The sequence below is a fragment of the Phytomonospora endophytica genome, assembly GCF_014202425.1.
In the GTDB taxonomy this organism is placed as follows: domain Bacteria; phylum Actinomycetota; class Actinomycetes; order Mycobacteriales; family Micromonosporaceae; genus Phytomonospora; species Phytomonospora endophytica.
This window is the reverse complement of the sequence record NZ_JACHGT010000006.1, coordinates 125,861-142,132: the sequence shown is the minus strand read 5'-3', so window position 1 is coordinate 142,132 and position 16,272 is coordinate 125,861. Positions and strand designations below refer to the sequence as shown.

The window sequence follows — 16,272 nt, the reverse complement described above, 5'->3', positions numbered from 1 at the left end:
GGGAAAGTCGATAGGCTCGATGGCGAATCCGCCGATCCGCCCCTCGTCGAGGAGATCGCATGGACAACGCCGACGTCGTCATCGCCGGCGCGGGACTCGCCGGAGCCAAGGCCGCCGAGACCCTGCGCACAGAAGGCCATACCGGACGGATCGTGCTGATCGGGGCCGAAAACCGGCGCCCGTACGAACGTCCGCCGCTGTCGAAGGGCTTCCTCAAGGGCGAGACGCCGGAGGAGGAGTTCTACGTCCACCCCGAGGACTGGTACACCGCCAACGACGTCGAGCTGCTGCTCGGCCGTCCGGTGACGGGCATCGACCGGGAGGCGCACCGGGTGGAGCTGGCCGACGGCGAGCACGTCGGTTACCGCAAGTTGCTGCTGGCGACGGGTTCGTCGGCGCGGCGGCTCGACGTGCCCGGCGGGGGCCTGGCCGGGGTGTTCTACCTGCGGGACTTCTTCGAGTCCGACGTGCTGCGCACGGCCCTGCGCGAAGGCGGCGGCGGTCCGCTGGTCGTCGTCGGCGGCGGCTGGATCGGCCTTGAGGTCGCCTCGGCGGCCCGGGGCTACGGCGCCGAGGTGACGATCGTGGAGCCGCAGCCGACCCCGCTGTACGCGGTGCTGGGCGCGGAGATGGGCGAGTTCTTCGCACAGGTGCATCGCGACAACGGCACGAAGGTCCTGCTCGGCCAGGGGACCGTGCGTTTCCTCAGTGAGGACGGGCGGCTGAGCGGGGTCGAGACCACCGACGGGACGGTCCTTCCGGCGGTGAACGTCGTCGTCGGGATCGGCGCGATCCCGAACACCTCGCTGGCCGCCGACGCCGGGCTGACCGTGGACAACGGGATCCGCACCGACAAGGACTTCCGCACCGACGATCCCGACATCTTCGCCGCCGGCGATGTCGCGAGCGTCTACCGGCCGTTCTACGAGACGCATGTGCGCGTCGAGCACTGGGCCAACGCCCTGGAGACCGGCCCCGCCGCGGCCCGCGCGATGCTCGGCCACGAGGGCGAGATGGATCCACTGCCGTTCTTCTTCAGCGACCAGTACGACCTGGGCATGGAGTACGCCGGCTGGTTCCCCAAGGACGGCTACGACGAGGTCGTGGTGCGCGGGGACGTCGCGGGCCGCGCGTTCTACGCCTTCTGGCTCGACGGAAGGCGTGTGGTGGCGGGGATGCACGTGAACATGTGGGACGAGGGCATCGCGCCGGTCCAGCGCCTGATCCGCGCGCGCAGCGACATGGACGTGAAGTTCCTCGCCGACCCCGACGTGCCTTTTACCGACCTGGTCTAGAAAAACCGGTGGATCGGCGCCGCCGTGCGCCGCTATCGTGCCAGCAACCTGTCCCCGAGCCCAGGACCAGCCGTTGTACACCGTGTGAGACATCCCGAGCGCTGTTTCATAGCGCGCCGCGCCTTAGCGCCGCGCTTCTTTCTGCTGCGGACTTCTCACCTGGAACCGGTGTATCACTGTGCTCGAAAACTGGGCCGTCGTGCCCACGCGCCTTCCGCTCGTCCGCCGCCGCTGTCACGCGTGCGGTCACGAACGTTTCAAGGCCAGCGGTAAATTCCGCGTCAACGCCAACCACAAACTGCTCGACGTCTGGCTCCTCGCGCTGTGCGCGAACTGCGACGAGACGGCGAAACTCACGGTGATGGAGCGGGTGAACGTGCGCTCGATCCGGCCGGAGCTGCTGGATCGGCTGCATCACGACGATCCCGCCCTCGTCGCCGAACTGATCGCCGATCCGGGCCTGCATCGGCGCAACCGCGTCTCCCTCGACTGGGACGGCGCCTGGCGGCTCGACATCGCGTGCGTCGACCCCGCCGATCGTGAGGTGCTCGACGTCTCGGTGCGTTTCGCCGCGCGCGTTCCGCTGCGGCCGATGCGCCTGATCGCCGAGGGTTGCGGGCTCTCGCGGGCCGAGACCGAGCGGCTGGCGGCCGAGGGGCGGATCGTCTCGCTCGCCCGGCTGTCCAGCAGGCTGTCGGGCGACTTCACCTTCACGCTCAAGTACTGAGCACCCGCGCCGGGCCGTCCACAAGGGACGGCCCGGCGCGGCTTTCGCTTAGAAGCGCCCGATCCAGTTGCTGATCTGGGCGGCCCAGTCCATCTTCTCGGCCTGCTCGTGGGTGACGTCGAAGCGGCCGATGGCGTCGTGCCCGGAGTGGAAGATCCCGCCGCGCTTGTCGGCCTCGATGATCACCGACATGCCCTGCGGGCTCGCCACGAAGGTCAGCTCGACCTCGTTGACCCGGCCGTACATGTGCTGCGGCGGGTGGAACTCGATCTCCTGGTAGAACGGCAGCGTCTGGTGGACACCGCGGATCTGGCCGCGTTCCAGGTCGGCGCGCTTGAAGTGGAAGCCGAGGCTCCCGAAGCCCTGCAGGACGCGTTCCTGGGACGGCAGTGGGAGGACCGCGATGCCGTCGAGGTCGCCCTTGTCGACGGCCTTGGCGACCGACAGCTCGGTGCGGACACCGAGGGTCATGCCGTGCAGCTGCTGCCCGAAGACGGCCGTCACCGGCGTCTCCCAGGGAACCTGGAGCTGGAAGGGCAGGCTGTAGTTCTGACCGGGTGCGACCTGGAAGCGGCCACCGGCGATCGCGCGCTGGAACTCGACCGTGGTGTCGTACTCGCTGTCGCCGGATTCCACCTCGACGCGGGTGACCAGGCCGAGGGCGACATGCTCGATGTCGACCGCGTGGTCACCGCCGGCGATGTGGACCTGACCGGTGAGGACCGCGCCCGGGACGGTGTCGGCGCGATCGAGAACGGTGTCGACGCTGGGACCGCCGACACCGAGTGCTCGCATCATCTTCTTGAAGACCACGGCAACTCTCCTTGTCATCCCGGTGGGCGGGTCCACGGCAAGGGCTTCCGATCGGCCCACCGGTGATTCCAAGTTAAGCTCCGCGTGTCAAATGGTCCCGGAGTACGCGCGCCGATCCGCGAAGTTGACATAGCCGGAACGCTCGAAACCCTTGTACATCGCCACATTCCCGGCGTCGCAGTCGCCGCGGATCTCGGTGGCGCCGTTGGCCACGAGGATCTGCGTGCCACGCGCCACGATCGAGGCGGAGTAACCCTTGCCGCGGTGATCGGGGGAGACGCCGACGAATCCGATGACCGGGAAACTCGGGTTGCGCGCCGGAAGGCTCACCGCCGCGACGGAACCGGTCTCGTCGTAACCGAGCTCGAACCACTCCGGCTCGTGCTCCATGTCGGACATGTCCTCCAGGAGCAGTTCGGCCGCGCCGCGCAGGCCGAGCTTGCGAACGTCGGCCTGGAGGAGGGAGTCGGCGGTGTCGGCGAGGATCTTCTCGAAGAGCTCGATGAAGGGCTCGGAGCCGATCTCGGCGATCGAGCGCCAGGTCAGGCGCGGGTCCTGCGCCGGGAGCGCCGAACCGGCGAGCCACTGGAAGCGGCGGCCGTCGCGGGCGACGGAGAGCCCGGCCTCGGTGAGGACGGCCTGGCGGGCGTCGGGTTCGGTCTGGAACTGCGGTGCCTGAGCCGGCATGTCGAGCATGTGGCTGAGCTCGGTGGCGCCGAGTTCCCTCGCGGCGGCGAAGCCGTGGCGGAGGATGCGCAGGCCCAGCTCCGGGTCGTCCCAGGGGGCCTCGAAGAGGACGAAGTCGGTCGGGACGTCGTGTCCGGGTGCGGTCCACAGGACCACGTTCCCGACGATCTTCCCCGCACCGTTCTCGGCCACGAAGCACCATTCGGGACGGGTGCAGCCTTTGGCGAGAAGGTCGGTGAGATAGGCGGCGGTCGCGGCGTTTCGTTCCTCCGAACCGTCCAATGTGGTCAGGTTCGGGATCTCTTCGGCGCGGGCGGTGCGAATGTCTGTCAAGTAATCGCTTCCTTGTTTCACGAATCGGGGTTCGTGGACGATCTTATCGACGCGGCCCGGGACGGCAACGGGTTATCGATCACGTCACAGGGCAGGTGAAAGGCCCGGGAAGTGTGCCCCGGGCCTTTCGGTTTCGGTCCGTCAGACCTTCGACAGCATGCGGAACCGCTTGTACGCCTCGGTCACGCTGACCGCGATCACCACGATCGCCGCACCCGAGTAGAAGGCGGCCGGTGTCGTCCACTCGCCGTTGAAGTCGGCGAGGAACTCCGGGTTCAGGATCTGCCTGTCATAGAAGATCCACGCCAGCGGCAGCGCGAAAACCAGGTCGGCCACCGTGTAGGCGATGACCAGGGCCAGGGTCCATCCGCGGCGGACGATCCGCACGATCTCCAGCGCGGCCATGACCGCGAGTCCGCCGATGATCGGCCAGATCCAGTTCGACCACAGCGCCGGGTTCAGCACCTCGACCTGGGAACCGTCGTCGAGCCGGTAGGGCGCGGCGGCGTGCTGCCAGACGATCGCCGCGATCAGCGAGGCGTACCAGACCACGGAGGCGTAGGCGGCGAGCCCGCCCTTGTCGGGAGCCCTGCGCAGCGCGGGGAGCATGTCGGGCGTCCACACCAGCGACTTCGCCGCCGCGTCGGTGCGCCGCATCCGGTCGATGAGCGCGAAGATCACCGTCAGCCAGGCGAACATCTGCCCGCCGATGGTGAGCACGCCGCCGATCGCCGCGCCGATCAGCGAACCGACGCTGTTGTCGCCGTCCAGGGCGTCGATGACCACGACGGCCAGTACCGCGATGGGCAGCACGGTCGACATGAGCACGACGAGCAGGCGGATGTAGGCCGGGTAGAGGTCGGGCCCGATCAGGGCCAGCGGCCGGTCGGCGTACTTCGCGGCGAGCCGGATCGGGTCGCCCATCTCGGTGATGACCGCGCGTTCGGCGGCCTCGGGGGTCTCGTCCTCGCGGGCCTCGGCGGTGTCGGCGATCGTGGCGCGCAGTTCGTCGGCGACGTCGGTGCGCTGGTCGGCCGGGATGCGCCGGACGACTTCCTGGACGTAGCGCTCGGTGAGGGTGTTCGGGGCGGTCATGTCGTCTCCGTGGTCAGTCGTGCGATCGAGGCGGCGAGGTCGTGCCATTCGCGGGTGAGGCCGTCGCGGACGCGGGAACCCTCGTCGGAGGCCCGGTAGAACTTGCGCGGCCGGGACTCCTCGGTGTTCCACTCGCTGATCAGCAGTCCCTGCTTCTCAAGGCGGCGGAGGAGGGGATAGAGGGTGTTGCCGTCGACGGTGATCCCGGCGTCGTTGAGGGTTTCGAGGAGCGCGTAGCCGTACTGCGGCTCGTCGAGCAGCGCCAGACAGGCGAGCACGACGGTGCCGCGGCGCAGCTCCTGCGCGAGGTTGAGGATCGTTTCTTCGGTGCCCACGAACAACACGATACTGTGCGCCGCACACTAACGTCAAGTCACATGCCAGTGCGGCGCATCTCATTGCACGCGCGCCTCCACCGCCGCGGTCACCAGACGCACCGCCGGCCAGGCGTGCCGCCCCGGCCGGGTCACCGCGAACATCCGCCGCTCGAACAGTCCCGTCGGGAGTTCCCGCAGCTCAACGCCGTCGCAGGGCCCGACGAAGGCCGGCACGAGCGCCACGCCAAGGTCGGCGGCGACGAAGTCGAGGGCGAGGTTGAGGCTGTCGGCGCCGTGCGCGACGGTCGGCGCGAAACCGGCCATCCCGCACAGGAACTCGACGAGTTCGGTGTCATCGGCGCCGCGCGAGTTACCGATCCACGGCTCGCCGGCGAGCAGCTCGCGCACGTCGTCGAGCGTCTCGACCGGCCCGAACTTGCCCTTGGGCACCGCCAGCAGGATCGGCACCGTGCAGATCAGCCGCATCGTCGTGCCGTTGGGGGTGAAGCGCGGGACCAGGCTGTAGTCGTAGACGAAACCGAGGTCGACCTCGTCGGCGTCGAGCAGCTCGGCGACCTCGCCGGGCTCGCGCTCCTGCATCTCCAGCCGCAGCGCGGGGTGGGACGCGCGCAGGGCGGTCGCGACGGGGATCAGGTCGGTCGACATGATGCTCGCCGAACCCGCGATCCGCAGCAGGCCGGACGGCTCGCCGCAAGGGCCGATGTCCGCGCGGGCGGCCTCGACGGCGGACAGGATGCCCTCGGCGTGCTCGACGAGCCGCCGCCCGGCGGGTGTGAAGCGCACGGTCCGGCCGACGCGTTCGAGCAGCGGCGTGCCGACCTGCTTCTCCAGGGTCGCGAGCTGCACGGAGACGGTCGAGGTCCCGTAGCCCGTGGCCTTCGCCACAGCCCGCATGGTGCCGTGGCGGTGGAGTTCGACGAGTACGCGCAGCAAGTGGAGGTCCATGGGGCCATTGTCCAGCGCAACGGAACAGTCAGTCCATGACTTCTCGCTGGACGTGGACGGTCGTTCTCGGTTCGGATGGACTCCATGACCGTCTTGACCCCCGCGCCGCCGCGCACGGCGAGCCCGGCGCCCGCCGTCGCCCTCACCCTCGGCTCGATGTCGCTCGTGCAGGTCGGCCTCGCCGCCTCGACGAGCTTTTTCGACCGGCTGACGCCCGCGGGCACGACGTGGCTGCGACTGTCGTGGGCGGCGGTGATCCTGCTGATCGTGGTCCGGCCGAAGCCGTGGCGGCATTCCCCGCGCGACCTGGCCGGCGTCGCCGCGCTGGGGGCGGTCAGCGCGGGGATGACGCTGCTGTTCGCCGAGGCGGCCTCGCGGCTGCCGATCGCGGCCGCCGTCGCGATCGGTTTCCTCGGGCCGTTGGGCGTCGGCGTGATGCGGCGGGCGGGGAAGTGGGGACTGCTGTGGCCGCCGGTCGCGTTCGGCGGCGTCGTGCTGCTGACCGAGCCGTGGCACGGGCCGGTCAACGTGCCGGGGCTGGCCTTCGCCGTCGCCAACGCGTTCTGCTGGGCCGGGTACGTGCTGCTGACGCAGAAGGTCGCCGACAAGGTGCCGGGGCTGTCGGGGCTGGCGATGTCGATGACGGTCTCGGCGCTGGTCGCGACGGCGGTCGGGGCCTCGCAGGCACTGCCGCGCATGGACTTCCGCGACCTGTACCTCGGGGCCGCGCTGGCGCTGCTGATCCCGGTCCTGCCCTACGCGATGGAGATGCTGGCGCTGCGGAGGATCGCCGTCGGCGCCTTCGGGACGCTGCTGAGCCTCGAACCGGCGATCGCGCTGGTCATCGGGTGGGTCGCGCTGCACCAGGTCCCGGCGGTCTGGCAGTTCACGGGGATCGGGCTCGTCACGATCGCGGCGATCGGCGCGGCCCGGGCGGGACGGAGGGGCACGGGCGTGGGTTGACGGCGAGGGTGGGAGGGGGTCCGACGTCCTCCGCCCGCGTCGGCCGCCCTCGGTCAACTCGGCTGAACCGCGGTGACCCCCGACTTTCGTCAGGGGTCACCGCTTCCTTCGGCCCCATGGATCGGCGCCCGGATCTCCATAGATTTCCGGTCATGCAGATCAAGCGCCTCCTCCTCGCCACCGCCGCCACCGCGACCGCCGCCTTCGCCCTCATCCCGGCCACCGCCGCCCACGCCGACACCCCCGCCCCCACCGCCGACGCGTTCGCCGCCTACGCCGCCGAGGCCTTCGCCGACAGCGGACTGCCCGCACTGTCCCTTGTGGTCACCCACGGCTCCGAAGTCGTCTACTCGCAGGGCTTCGGCGAGGGCTTCGACGGCCAGGCGGTCACCGCCCAGACCTCGATGCGGGTCGCGTCGGTCAGCAAGTCCTTCACCGCGATGGCCGTCATGAAGCTCGTCGAGGCCGGGAAGATCTCCCTCGACGACACCGTCGCCGCCCAGGTCCCCGGCTTCGCCATGGCCGACCCGCGCTTCGCCGACATCACCGTCCGGCACCTGCTCAACCAGACCTCCGGCCTCTCCGACCGGGGCCTCGACGCCATGGCCCTGCGCGACGCGCCCGATCTCGCCGCCTTCACCGCCCTCCTCGCCGACGGCGAACTGCAACGCGACCCCGGCGCCGGTTACGAGTACTGCAACGCCAACTACGACCTCCTCGCCCGCCTCGTCGAGGTCGCCTCCGGCGAGTCCTTCACCGCCTACCTCGACCGCGAGGTCTTCGCCCCGCTCGGTATGACCGGCAGCTCCCTCGGCGGCGAGGCCCCCCAGGGCGGCATCGAGGCCTTCGGCCTGTGGTCGTCGGCCGACGAGCTGTGGGACGACGCCCTCATCGGCGGTTCCGGCGACGTCGTCACCAACGCCGACGACATGGGCAGATGGCTCATCGGCCAAAACGGCGGGGGAACCCAGCTCGTCGGCGCCGACTCGCTGACCGCCATGCACAGCCCCTCATCCGTCAGCGAGTACGGGATGGGCTGGGGCGTCGAGAAACCCGACGACGGCGGCCCCGACCAGATCGTGCACGCCGGCAACCTCTTCACCTACACCGCCAACCAGATGATCATCCCCGAGACCGGCTACGGCTTCGCCGTCATGTCCCCCACCTCGGCGATCTACGACGAGTCCTACGACATCCTCACCGGCCTGGCCGACCTCAGCCAGGGCCGCGAGCCCGCCGGATCCGGCACCCTGTGGATCTATGAGCTCGTCATCGGCCTGACCGCCCTCGCCGCGCTCGGCCTCGGCGCCCTCGGCCTCGCCCGTTCCCGCCGCTGGGCGGCCCGCCGCGAAGGCCGCCCGGTGTGGCGGATCGCGCTGCGGCTCAGCCCGATGGCGATCCCGGTCCTGCTCTTCGCCGCCTACCCCTCGCTGCTCGGGGTCCTGTTCCGCCGCGACATCGACTGGGCGCAGTGCTGGTACCGCGCGCCCTCCCTGCTCATCCTGCTCGCGGCGGGCGCCGCCGCGGCCCTCGCGGTCATCGCGGCCCGCGTCGTCCGGCTCGCGAAGTAGCCTTCGACCGTGAAGATCACCATCGCTCTGCTGCTCGCGGCGGGTCTGGCCCTGTGGAACGGGGTCGGGCTCGCCGCGAGCGGCGCCGTCTGGCAGGTCCTGCTGGCGATCGTGCTCGGCGTCGCGGCCTTCTTCCTGGGACGGCGCTCGGCCGGTTCCCGCGACACGTGGGTCCTGCTCGCCGCGGCCGTCGCGAGCACGCCTTTCGCGTTCCTCAACGCCTGGGACTGGGGCGCCGGGCTCGCCTTCTACGGCGTCGGCTTCGTCCTCCCCTGGTTCGCGGGCCGTTTCCGGCGGCAGCAGCTCGACCTCATCGCCGCCGGGGGCGAGCGCGTGCGGGCCCTCGAACGCGAGCAGGCGCTGATCGCCGCCGAGGCCCGCCGCCGGGAGCGCGAGCGGATCGCCGCCGACATGCACGACTCCCTCGGCCACGAACTGGCGCTGATCGCGCTGCGGGCCGGACTCCTCGAACTGACTCCCGGGCTCGGGCCGGAGCAGCGCGCGGCCGCCGGCGAACTGCGGGCGGCGGCCGGGAGCGCCACCGAGCAGCTGCGGCAGACGATCGGCCTGCTCACCGACGACGCCGAACCCACGCTGACACCGGCCGACGAGAGCGTCGGCGACCTCGTCGCGCGGGCCGCGTCGGCGGGACTGGACGTCGGCCTGACGACGACGGGGAGCGCCACGCCGAGCCGTGCCGCCGACCGCGCGCTGCACCGCGTCGTCCAGGAGTCGCTGACCAACGCGGCGAAGCACGCGCCGGGCACCCCCGTGACCGTGCGCGTCGAACACGGTCCCGACGCCACCGTCGTGACCGTCCACAACGCACTGTCCACTGTGGTCTCCGCGGTTTCCGGCGGGCGCGGACTGCACGGCCTCGCCGAACGCGTCCGCCTCACCGGCGGCACGTTCCACGCCGGTCCCGCCGACGGCGGATTCACCGTGACCGCGACGATTCCGCACCGGGAGACACCATGATCCGCATCCTGCTCGCCGACGACGAACTGATGATCCGTGCCGGGGTCAAGGCGATCCTCGCGACCGACCCGGGCATCGAGGTCGTCGCCGAGGCGGGCGACGGGCGCGAGGCCGTCGAACTGGCCCGCGCCCACCGCCCCGACATCGCGCTCCTCGACGTGCGGATGCCGCGACTCGACGGCCTCGCCGCCGCGGCCGAAATGCGCAAGGCCGTCCCGGACACGAAGGTCGTCATGCTCACGACCTTCGGCGAGGACGCCTACATCGCGCGCGCCCTCGCCGAAGGCGCCGCCGGCTTCCTGCTCAAGTCGGGCGACCCGCGTGAACTCCTCGCGGGCACGCACGCCGTCGCCGAGGGCGGTGCCTTCCTCTCCCCGCAGATCGCCAAGCGTGTGATCAGCCGCGTCGGGCCCGAACGCCTGGAACGGACCGAACGCGCCCTCGAACTCGTCGCGGCCCTGACCGACCGCGAACGCGACGTCCTCGCCCTGATCGGTCGGGGCCTGCCCAACGCCGAGATCGCCCGGAGGCTGTTCCTCGTCGAAGGGACCGTCAAGGCCCACGTCAGCGCGATCCTGGGGAAGGTGAACGCGCCGAACCGGGTGCGGGCGGCGATCATCGCCTACGAGGCGGGGATGGCCGGGGAGGACGACTAGCGCCGGTCAGGCGTAGTCGCGGTCGAAGTCTTCGGCGGCGACGTTCTCCGGGACGGAGTAGGGCGTCTTGCCCTGGTAGTAGGAGACGGCGTCGCCCTCCCATTGTGTCGTCGCGACGGTCCCGCCGACGACGACGGCGGCGACGCCGAGGGCGATCGCGGCGGCCGCGAGAATCCTCTTCAGCTGCATGTGCGGACTCCTGACTGTTGTGGGTTCGTGGCACGACTGTGGACCGGACCGCCATGGCCGCGCCACAGGCGCGCCACAACGGCCGGCGGTCAAGTCGCCGGGGTGAAGTGGTGCTGCTCGGCGTCGCGGAGGCTGTCCATGTAGAAGGTGTCCAGCTCGCCGGTCAGCGCACCGCGCAGGATGCTCGTCGCGGTGCCGGTGTGGAACTCCCATGCGCCGCCGCGCGACTGTTCGAGGGCGGTACCCCAGGTCGAGGGATCGGTGCCGTCCCGGGCGATCCACCACAGGTAGAAGCCCAGACCCGAGGCGCCCCAAACGATCGGGCGCACGCCGGGCTCGTCGAAGATCGCCGGTTTGCTGATGAACTCGGGGTCGTCGTAGTCCGCCTCGTCGGCCCAGATGGTCGCCAGCGCGGCGGTCCGCTCCCGCTGTGTGCCGAGCTGGTCGTAGTTCGGAGTGGCGTAGGGCGCGAGCAGCAGCGTGTCGTGCCCGATGCGGCCCGGGCCGATGGCGTCGATGAGCGCACGGAAGTCGGCGGGGATCTCGGCGCCGAGTTCCGCGGCGGCCGCCGCCCAGTCGACGGGCGGGCGCTCACGCGGCTCGATGCCGAGGACGGCGGCGATCACGGCGATGTCGTGCGTTGCGGTGGATTCCTGCACACGGCCGACGGTAGGCGGCGGGCGGCGGGAAGTTCTTGAGTCGAACTTGAGTCCGTGTCAGGCCACGCGTCAGCCTCGTGTCAGCCCGGCGGCGGCCGGCCCCCTCATCGTTGCGGCATAAGCGACCCCGCGACGAAACGAGGAACCATGTCCGCCACCGCGATCTTCCGCCGCATCGCCGTCACCGCCACCGCCGTCGCGACCCTCGCCGCGACCGTCACCGCCCCCGCCGAAGCCCACGATCGCACGCCGTCCCGTCCCGACCTTCAGGCCGCCATTCAGTCCGTCGTCGACCAGGGCTTCGCCGGCGTCGTGGTGCGCGTCGGCGACGACCAGGGCGAGTGGACCGGCAGCGCCGGTGTCCGCGAACTCGGCGAACCCGCGAAACCGTCCGCCGACGGCCTGTTCCGCGTCGGCAGCGCCACCAAGGCGTTCACCTCGGCGCTGGTCTTGACCCTCGTCGAGGACGGCGTGATCGGCCTCGACGACTCCGCCGCCGCCCACCTGCCCGAATGGGACCTCGATCCCCGCATCACGATCCGCATGTTGCTACAGCACACCAGCGGCCTGTTCAACATCAGCGGCGAGTACTTCCCCGACGGCACCATCGTGCCCGGTATTCCCTCCACCGGGGAGGAATGGGTCGACAACCGCTTCCACGACTACACCCCCGAGGAACTGGTCGCGTTCTCGCTGTCGAAGGAGCCGCGCTTCGAGCCCGGCGGCGGCTGGAGCTACTCCAACACCAACTACATCGTCCTGCGCCTGCTCGTCGAGAACGTCACCGGCCGGTCTTTCGTCGAGGCCATGCGGCAGCGCGTGCTGCGTCCCCTCGGTCTGCGCGACACCGTTCTTCCCGAGAGCCGCACGAACATCCCCGGCCCGCACGCCCACGGCTACTACCGTTACGAGACCTCGCCGGGCGTGTGGGCGACCGTCGACGCGACCCGCCAGAACCCGACCTGGCTGTCCACCGGCGGCGACATGATCTCGTCCACGCGAGACCTGTCGGACTTCCTGTCCGCCCTGCTGGACGGCGACATCGTCGGGGAGCCCCTCGTCACCGAACTGCTCAAGCCGGAGCCGCGCTCGGGAATCGGTTACGGTCTCGGCCTGTCGACGACCGATCTCGGCCCGGCCTGTGGCGGCAAGGTGGTCAACACCAACGGTTTCATCAACGGCTACGCGGCCGTGAACTACCGCTCGCTCGAAACCGGCACGACCCTGTCGGCATCGATCACCGTCGGGGACGCGCCGATCGACTTCGCCGCGGAGGGTGGGGTGGCGATCCAGAAGCTGCTCACCGCGGTCTTCTGCTCGTAGGTCCGGTGAGAAGGGGCCGCGCCCGGCAGGGCGCGGCCCCTTCTAGCGTGTCCAGACCTCGCCCGCCGTGAGGAAAGCCGACGACGACGGCCGCTCCGGCGTCCCCTCGACCACGACCTCGCCCGGCAGGCCGGTCCCGCCGACCGCGATCCTTCCGGTCGCGACCGGCGCCAGCACCAGCGACAGCCCGTGGGCGACCCCGTCCAGTTCGAAGGCGTCGGTGGCGAAGGTCCGCCGGTCGAGCACGTCGCCCGCCGACACCTCGACGTCTCCGGCCTCGACCTCCAGGGAGTCCAGGCCGGCGCGGACCCGCACCGGCACGATCTCCACGGTGGACTCGGGCCAGTCCAGGCCCGCGACCTCCGGGAAGTGCCGCGTGAAGTCCCGCTCCAGCCACCGCGCGAGTTCCGCGTCCTCACCGAGGACGCGCACCGATCCCCTGTGCCACAGCACGAGTGCGGTGCCCGGCCCCTTCACCGTCCAGTCGGCGATCCACACCGACGCGAAGGCGCTGACGGCACCGGCGTCGAAGAGCCGGACGATCGGGTTGGCACCGACGAACAGAACCGTCACGACTCACCCCGTGGGCGGCGGCGGAAGCGCCCGGTGGCGGTCATCAGACCCGCGGCGGCCGACCATCCCCCGCGCCTGCGCGGCGGGCTGTGGCTGTCGACGTACCACTCGTACCCTTCGGACAGGAAACGGCGGACCATCGCCAGATCCGTGGTGTCGTCGGCTTTCCGCACGTGGAACGGCGGTGCGTAGAAGGAGTCGCCGAGCAGCATGACCGAGGCGTCGGGCACGACGACGACCGTCGAGTCGGGCGCGTGCCCCCCACCGACGTGGCGGACCTCGACGTCGTAGGGCAGGGTCAGCGAGTCGGTGAACACGCGCGTCGGCGGCAGGATCGCGAAGCCCTCCCAGGAACCGGCCATCGCGCGGATCCGCGCGCTGTAACTGGGTTCCAGCAGGGGATCGGCGACCATGCCCGCACGCAGGTACTCCTCGCTCCAGGGCCGTTTCGCCTCCTCGCCGAGGATCTCGGCGCCCGAGGCGTGCCCGATGATCTCGACACCGTCCCAGGCGCGGGCGCCCCAGGTGTGGTCCCAGTGGTGATGCGTGTAGACGAGCCAGCGCGCGTCGGGCAGGCCCGCCTCGCGCATCGCCCGCCGCACCAGGGATCCCACCGCCGGGCTGTGCCCGGCGTCGACCACGACGCTGCCGTCGTCGCCGGTGATCACCGCGACGCTGCCCTGAATGTTGGCGGCGTCGGCGTCGCCCGGGTAGAGCCACACCCGGCCGGACAATCGTTCAATGGAATGCACGCGCACAGTCTGCCGCACCGTGCGGCGTGCCGCCACCGTGCGTGACCTGCGTAAGTTGGCCTAAAGCGGTCGCGATCCGTCAGCCCACTCACTGATTCGGCCCTCCCCGAAGGGACCGCGGCACACACCACCCCGCCAAAGGACCATCCCCGTGCGCAAACCCAAGCCGCGTCAGCGTCTCCGGTACAGATTCGACAACACCATGTCCAAGGGCGCGCCGGCGCTCGTGACCTGGCTCGTACTCGTGACCTTCGCGCTCGTCGCGATCGCCGGGACACTCGTCGTGCTCATCTCGCCCCAGACCGACGAGGAGGGCAACCGGCTCGGCTTCTTCGACAGCCTCTGGACGAGCCTCCTGCACGTCCTCGACCCCGGGACCGTCACCGCCGACGAACCGACGGGCGTCTTCGTCGTCATCATGATGGCCGTGACGATCGGCGGCATCGTCATCGTCTCCAGCCTCGTCGGCATCCTGACCACGGGCCTCGACGACAAGCTCACCGACCTGCGCAAAGGCCGCTCGCTGGTGGTCGAGTCGGGCCACACCGTCGTGCTCGGCTGGTCCGACCAGATCTTCACCGTCATCTCAGAACTGGTGGAGGCCAACGAATCCGAGCGCCGGGCGTGCATCGCGATCCTCGCCGACCGGGACAAGGTCGAGATGGAGGACGAGATCAAGGCCAAACTCGGCTCGACGAAGACCACGAAGATCGTGTGCCGCACCGGGAACCCGGTCGACCCCGACGACATCCGCATCGTCAACCCCGACGCGGCCAAGTCGATCATCCTGCTCACCTCCGGCGAACCCGACCCGGACGCACAGCTGGTCAAGTCCCTGCTCGCGGTCACGCACGGGAACCCCGACCGTACCGAGCCCTATCACGTCGTCGCCTCGGTCGCCGAGAGCCGGAACCTGCCCGCCGCGCGGCTCGCGGGCGGCCGGGAGGCGCAGATCATCGACGCCGACGACGTGACCGCGCGCCTGATGGTGCAGACCTGCCGGCAGTCGGGACTGTCCGTTGTGTACACCGACCTGCTCGACTTCGGCGGCGACGAGATCTACCTCGCCGAGGAGCCGCGACTGGCCGGGTACTCCTTCGGGCAGGCGCAGCTGGCCTACCGGAAGTCCTCGGTCATCGGGATCCAGACGCCCGACGCGAAGTGCCACCTGAACCCGCCCGCGCGCACCGTCATCAACCCCGGCGACCGGCTCATCCTCATCGCCGAGGACGACAGCGCCATCCACCTCGACGGCAGCCAGCCATCCATTGTGGAGCAGGGCATCGTCGCGCGCGGGAAGCACTCCGCACGTCCCGAGCGGACCCTGATCATGGGCTGGAACGCCCGCGCGGGAAGCGTTCTGCGGCAGCTGGACGCCTACGTGTCGCCCGGTTCGAGCGCCGACGTCGTCACCGACCACCCCGGCGCCGCGGCGAACCTCACCGAACTGGGCCACCAGATGAAGGTGCTCGGCCTCAACTACAAGACCGACGACACCACCGACCGGCGCACCCTCGAAAGCCTCAACGTCGGCGTCTACGACCACATCATCGTGCTCTGCTGCGACAACGTGCCCGCGCAGCTCGCCGACTCCCGGACCCTGGTGACGCTGCTGCACCTGCGCGACATGGCCGAGAAGACGGGCGCGAAGTACCCCGTCGTCAGCGAGATGTCCGACGACCGCAACCGCGGACTGGCGCAGGTGACGCAGGCCGACGACTTCATCGTCAGCGAGAAGCTGATCAGCCTGATGCTCACCCAGATCGCCGAGAACCCGCACCTGGCAACGGTCTTCGCCGACCTCTTCGACCCCGAGGGCTCCGAGATCTACCTCAAGCCCGCCGAGTACTACGTGCGGATGCAGATGCCGCTGACCTTCTACACCGTCGCCGAGAGCGCCAAACGCCGTGGCGAGACGGCGATCGGGTACCGGCTGGCCGCACAGGCGCAGGTCGCGCCGACCTACGGCGTGCACCTCAACCCCGACAAGGCCGAGACGGTCGTGCTCGGCCCGAACGACCGGGTGATCGTGCTCGCCGAGGACTAGCTCAGGTCCCGGACGCCCAGGTCACCTCCGCCGGCCGGGAAGGTAGCGGCGGCTGGGTCGCCGCAGGTGACGGCAGTCGGCGCGGATGTAGGGCTGCCAGGCGCGGAGGGTTTCCCAGCGGTGGCGGCCCTCGCCGTTGTTCCCGACCTTCGTGAGCGCGAGGTGGAGGAGGTTCCCGGCGGCTTCCCGGGTGGGGACGCTGGCGCGGCGGGCGATCGAGCGGACGAGCCAGAGGAGGGAGCCGTAGAGGCCGAAGCCCGCGACGGTGACCACGCCCACCTCGGGGGTCTGGGTCGCGAGCATGGGGTCGACGTTCATGTGTGGGCTC

18 protein-coding genes are annotated in these 16,272 nt (G+C 70.4%); 8 read left to right on the top strand and 10 right to left on the bottom strand.

The genetic code is table 11. The features are described from left to right. Positions 1-59: 59 nt before the first annotated feature. Together HNR73_RS15025 and HNR73_RS15020 are read left to right on the top strand one after the other, a co-directional pair. The gene (locus HNR73_RS15025) at positions 60-1,295 is read left to right on the top strand and encodes an NAD(P)/FAD-dependent oxidoreductase (protein WP_184788065.1); all 1,236 of its coding nucleotides are present in this window, start codon (positions 60-62) and stop codon (positions 1,293-1,295) included. A 199-nt stretch (positions 1,296-1,494) separates the two neighbouring features. Beyond that, positions 1,495-2,022, top strand: a complete 528-nt coding sequence (locus tag HNR73_RS15020; RefSeq protein WP_239121924.1) for a DUF1062 domain-containing protein — start codon at positions 1,495-1,497, stop codon at positions 2,020-2,022. Positions 2,023-2,070: 48 nt separating this feature from the next. Here the strand turns inward: HNR73_RS15020 and HNR73_RS15015 are convergent, their stop codons facing one another. The 5 genes from HNR73_RS15015 to HNR73_RS14995 form a co-directional block, all read right to left on the bottom strand. After that, entirely contained in the window at positions 2,071-2,835 is a 765-nt protein-coding gene (locus tag HNR73_RS15015; protein WP_184788063.1) for a sporulation protein, read from the bottom strand. Between the two features lie 87 nt (positions 2,836-2,922). After that, the gene (locus HNR73_RS15010; RefSeq protein WP_184788062.1) at positions 2,923-3,855 is read right to left on the bottom strand and encodes a GNAT family N-acetyltransferase; all 933 of its coding nucleotides are present in this window, start codon (positions 3,853-3,855) and stop codon (positions 2,923-2,925) included. Positions 3,856-3,996: 141 nt separating this feature from the next. Then, positions 3,997-4,950, bottom strand: coding sequence for a permease prefix domain 1-containing protein (locus HNR73_RS15005; RefSeq protein ID WP_184788061.1), 954 nt, complete (start codon positions 4,948-4,950; stop codon positions 3,997-3,999). Continuing rightward, the gene (locus HNR73_RS15000) at positions 4,947-5,285 is read right to left on the bottom strand and encodes a PadR family transcriptional regulator (protein ID WP_184788060.1); all 339 of its coding nucleotides are present in this window, start codon (positions 5,283-5,285) and stop codon (positions 4,947-4,949) included. Before HNR73_RS15000 ends, HNR73_RS15005 begins: the two co-directional genes overlap by 4 nt. A gap of 60 nt (positions 5,286-5,345) precedes the next feature. Continuing rightward, positions 5,346-6,233 (bottom strand): LysR family transcriptional regulator, encoded by an 888-nt coding sequence (locus HNR73_RS14995; protein ID WP_184788059.1) that lies wholly within the window; start codon positions 6,231-6,233, stop codon positions 5,346-5,348. An 84-nt stretch (positions 6,234-6,317) separates the two neighbouring features. Here HNR73_RS14995 and HNR73_RS14990 point away from each other — a divergent pair, with 84 nt between their 5' ends. The 4 genes from HNR73_RS14990 to HNR73_RS14975 all read left to right on the top strand — a co-directional run bounded on the left by HNR73_RS14990 (position 6,318) and on the right by HNR73_RS14975 (position 10,401). Next, complete coding sequence (locus HNR73_RS14990) at positions 6,318-7,196, top strand: EamA family transporter (protein WP_239121925.1); 879 nt, start codon at positions 6,318-6,320, stop codon at positions 7,194-7,196. A 152-nt stretch (positions 7,197-7,348) separates the two neighbouring features. Next, positions 7,349-8,767, top strand: coding sequence for a serine hydrolase domain-containing protein (locus HNR73_RS14985; RefSeq protein ID WP_184788057.1), 1,419 nt, complete (start codon positions 7,349-7,351; stop codon positions 8,765-8,767). 9 nt (positions 8,768-8,776) lie between these two features. After that, a complete protein-coding gene (locus HNR73_RS40725; protein WP_184788056.1) occupies positions 8,777-9,745 on the top strand; it encodes a sensor histidine kinase in 969 nt (322 codons plus the stop codon). Next, positions 9,742-10,401: a response regulator gene (locus HNR73_RS14975; RefSeq protein ID WP_184788055.1), complete on the top strand. Its 660-nt coding sequence runs from the start codon at positions 9,742-9,744 to the stop codon at positions 10,399-10,401. The genes HNR73_RS40725 and HNR73_RS14975 overlap by 4 nt, the downstream gene beginning before the upstream one ends. Positions 10,402-10,407: 6 nt before the next feature. Here HNR73_RS14975 and HNR73_RS14970 read toward each other — a convergent pair whose 3' ends face one another. Continuing rightward, positions 10,408-10,590: a hypothetical protein gene (locus HNR73_RS14970; RefSeq protein WP_184788054.1), complete on the bottom strand. Its 183-nt coding sequence runs from the start codon at positions 10,588-10,590 to the stop codon at positions 10,408-10,410. 89 nt (positions 10,591-10,679) lie between these two features. Continuing rightward, positions 10,680-11,249: a hypothetical protein gene (locus tag HNR73_RS14965; protein WP_184788053.1), complete on the bottom strand. Its 570-nt coding sequence runs from the start codon at positions 11,247-11,249 to the stop codon at positions 10,680-10,682. A gap of 147 nt (positions 11,250-11,396) precedes the next feature. Here HNR73_RS14965 and HNR73_RS14960 point away from each other — a divergent pair, with 147 nt between their 5' ends. Then, entirely contained in the window at positions 11,397-12,572 is a 1,176-nt protein-coding gene (locus tag HNR73_RS14960; protein ID WP_184788052.1) for a serine hydrolase domain-containing protein, read from the top strand. Between the two features lie 42 nt (positions 12,573-12,614). On the opposite strand, the gene HNR73_RS14955 is transcribed toward HNR73_RS14960, so the two are convergent. Both HNR73_RS14955 and HNR73_RS14950 read right to left on the bottom strand, forming a co-directional pair. Then, the gene (locus tag HNR73_RS14955; RefSeq protein ID WP_184788051.1) at positions 12,615-13,145 is read right to left on the bottom strand and encodes a hypothetical protein; all 531 of its coding nucleotides are present in this window, start codon (positions 13,143-13,145) and stop codon (positions 12,615-12,617) included. Beyond that, positions 13,142-13,897 (bottom strand): MBL fold metallo-hydrolase, encoded by a 756-nt coding sequence (locus tag HNR73_RS14950; protein ID WP_203685725.1) that lies wholly within the window; start codon positions 13,895-13,897, stop codon positions 13,142-13,144. Before HNR73_RS14950 ends, HNR73_RS14955 begins: the two co-directional genes overlap by 4 nt. A gap of 151 nt (positions 13,898-14,048) precedes the next feature. Here HNR73_RS14950 and HNR73_RS14945 point away from each other — a divergent pair, with 151 nt between their 5' ends. Next, positions 14,049-15,944 (top strand): CASTOR/POLLUX-related putative ion channel, encoded by a 1,896-nt coding sequence (locus HNR73_RS14945; protein ID WP_203685727.1) that lies wholly within the window; start codon positions 14,049-14,051, stop codon positions 15,942-15,944. Between the two features lie 21 nt (positions 15,945-15,965). On the opposite strand, the gene HNR73_RS14940 is transcribed toward HNR73_RS14945, so the two are convergent. Beyond that, positions 15,966-16,262: a hypothetical protein gene (locus tag HNR73_RS14940; protein WP_184788050.1), complete on the bottom strand. Its 297-nt coding sequence runs from the start codon at positions 16,260-16,262 to the stop codon at positions 15,966-15,968. Positions 16,263-16,272: the final 10 nt, after the last annotated feature.

Excerpts from the sequence above, each read along its gene's own strand:
- HNR73_RS15005 (WP_184788061.1), bottom strand. The coding sequence starts at position 4,950 with ATGACCGCCCCGAACACCCTCACCGAGCGCTACGTCCAGGAAGTCGTC.
- HNR73_RS15025 (WP_184788065.1), top strand. The coding sequence starts at position 60 with ATGGACAACGCCGACGTCGTCATCGCCGGCGCGGGACTCGCCGGAGCC.
- HNR73_RS14975 (WP_184788055.1), top strand. The coding sequence starts at position 9,742 with ATGATCCGCATCCTGCTCGCCGACGACGAACTGATGATCCGTGCCGGG.
- HNR73_RS14990 (WP_239121925.1), top strand. The coding sequence starts at position 6,318 with ATGACCGTCTTGACCCCCGCGCCGCCGCGCACGGCGAGCCCGGCGCCC.
- HNR73_RS14940 (WP_184788050.1), bottom strand. The coding sequence starts at position 16,262 with ATGAACGTCGACCCCATGCTCGCGACCCAGACCCCCGAGGTGGGCGTG.
- HNR73_RS14995 (WP_184788059.1), bottom strand. The coding sequence starts at position 6,233 with ATGGACCTCCACTTGCTGCGCGTACTCGTCGAACTCCACCGCCACGGC.
- HNR73_RS14985 (WP_184788057.1), top strand. The coding sequence starts at position 7,349 with ATGCAGATCAAGCGCCTCCTCCTCGCCACCGCCGCCACCGCGACCGCC.
- HNR73_RS14970 (WP_184788054.1), bottom strand. The coding sequence starts at position 10,590 with ATGCAGCTGAAGAGGATTCTCGCGGCCGCCGCGATCGCCCTCGGCGTC.
- HNR73_RS14960 (WP_184788052.1), top strand. The coding sequence starts at position 11,397 with ATGTCCGCCACCGCGATCTTCCGCCGCATCGCCGTCACCGCCACCGCC.